The following is a 2,288-nucleotide window of genomic DNA, read 5'->3' on the forward strand; positions in this document are numbered from 1 at the left end:
AAAAAACCCGGTGACCTGACGGCGGATGAGAAGCGACTGGTCAGCAGCCTGGTAAGTATTGCGGGTGGTCTGGCGGGTGCTGCGGTGACAGACGGTAACCTCTCCATGGCGGCTGTGGGGGCTAATACTGCCCGTGTGGAGGTTGAGAATAACTCGATGGGCGCACTGGGAGCAGCGGAAGCCGCTGCAAACACCGCCGCCGCGATGGCCGGCGCGGCCGGAAACGGCAGTAAAGGCTCAGCGAACGGTGATGACTGGGATGCCGGCAGTGGCTGTGAAGGCACGCGTGAACAGTGTGCGGTGCGTGACGGAACGCGCGGGCTAGGTCATACAGAACTGCCTGTCGCTGATAAGGATCCGAGCGGTGGTAAGCTGGTTAATCCGGATCAGCGTGATGAACAGGGTGTCACGCATACCGGCAACAATCAGCCCTCAGAACAGGGAGCCACGAACACCGGTAACCCGGATGGCAAGCCTGATACTGGCGGTAATACCACGGTAACGCCGCGCCCGGATGGGCCTGGTAAAGATGATTTTATCTATATGTCAGATGGACATATGCTGGGGGCTAGTGGCGTTAAAGTTCCAAGTAAAACCATATGGAAAGGTGAGGGAAAAGAACGTATTGACGTAGAGAATCCAAATCCGGGGCAAAGACCCGGACAGGTGCATTACCAAGATAGCAAAAACAATAAATATTATTACAATCCAAATAGTAATGATTTCTATAGCTTTGATGCTTCAAAGAACAAAGTTCCTGCACCTTCTTCAGTAAATAAACTACTTGAAGATCCTAAATTTAAACAGGCCATAGATAAGGGCATGAAACAGTATTTGGGGGAGAAATGATAGTCTTAAATAGAAAGTTCAAAGATAATGTTCTGATCAAAGTACATAAATCATGCCCTATACCTATCGAGCTATTATTGTTGATTAATGATGGTTTTGTCGTTCACAAGAATGACTGTGTGTTTTTTAAAGCTAAACAACCTATTGATGTTGATAGTGGAAATTTCTTTGATAAAACAGAGGAAGAGTGTTTTTATAACGAGTTAAGGATTAGTGATTATACTGACTATGATATTGCTTCTATTGCAGTGAATGTATCAGAGATGATTGCCAATAAATTGCAATACACAATGCCATCAAGGAAATTTGAAGTGGTGGCAATTTTTGATGATTTTGACGATGAAATAGATGCGGTTATTAAATTCCATACATTAAGAAAGGAGGAGGCTCCGTACATTGATATACAATATATTGATGAGTATCAGCAACCTCTTTATATATGTAGGGCGGAGTAAACTTAGCACAGAAATCCCGTCCTCAGCAGGCGGGATTTTTTTGCCTCTTGATTCTTTTCGGTAATTTTTGAACCCACCCCGGCAGGCTATTTAACGATAGCCTGATTCTCACCTCAAAATCTCCACACCCCACACAAAATCGACATCTTGATAATTGGCATTTAAAATCAGTTGGTTACATTTTTTAAAATGCAAAATGAAATTATTTAACGTGTTAATCCGAGTCGTCAGGGGAGTCGTATCTTTTAAGGTGATGACTCCCGCATGACTCGCGGAGGGAGTCGCCGGACGACTCCCCGAAACTGAATATACAGCAAGTCTGAGAGGCCGGAAAAAATGTTATCACTGAAGCCGCGCCTTACTCGTTGTCCAACGTTTCACACCGCCAGATTAAAATCTGCCAGTGCTCAGCGTTGTTATTAATCAATGTGGCATAAAAGTGGTGTACTCTTGATGTAATAGTGATGTATCTTCCTTTTATTCTCTCTGGTACCCTTCTGGTATCCCATCATGCAAGCATGATGGCCTTTATTCTGGACACAATCTTATTCCTGCCCCCCCTTAACCTACTTAAAAGCGTCAGCTTTATCGCCTGTTTTTTTGCTCAAAAATCCGCTATACACCTAACGCAGTGCGATAAATCGCACTAACACGATGATAATCAATGAAATATCGGGAAGCGAAAGAAGTGGCAGTATTAAAAATGAGGGTAAGCTACTGACATATTAAGTTTTTACAGTATTACTTTTTTAATACTGTCGTAAAAATAAAAAAGGTTCCCCAAACCATGCACTGATCGTGCACAGTTATTTTTTTATTAACTGTCCTGTGTGACGGTCTTTTTTAACCGTCTGTCACCTCGCTCCTGAAGACCAGCGTTCTGTTTCGTACTTGATAATCATCCCTCCCAGAAGCTGATTAATCACCTGCTGTTGCTCAGGGGCCAAAGGGTCTGTTATCGACTGGCAGATGAACACCACCGGG

Annotated in this window: 2 protein-coding genes; both read left to right on the plus strand. The window is 44.1% G+C overall.

Translation table 11 applies throughout. The features are described from left to right. Positions 1-849, plus strand: an 849-nt coding sequence (locus ACJ9N4_RS20780; protein ID WP_411500785.1) for a VENN motif pre-toxin domain-containing protein, incomplete at its 5' end; no start/stop codon positions are given. A 119-nt stretch (positions 850-968) separates the two neighbouring features. Beyond that, entirely contained in the window at positions 969-1,304 is a 336-nt protein-coding gene (locus ACJ9N4_RS20785; RefSeq protein WP_411500786.1) for a hypothetical protein, read from the plus strand. The last annotated feature ends 984 nt before the right edge of the window (positions 1,305-2,288 follow it).

Origin of the sequence: Enterobacter sp. LM3, from assembly GCF_046622475.1 — a bacterium.
Classification (GTDB): Bacteria; Pseudomonadota; Gammaproteobacteria; order Enterobacterales; family Enterobacteriaceae; genus Enterobacter; species Enterobacter cloacae_P.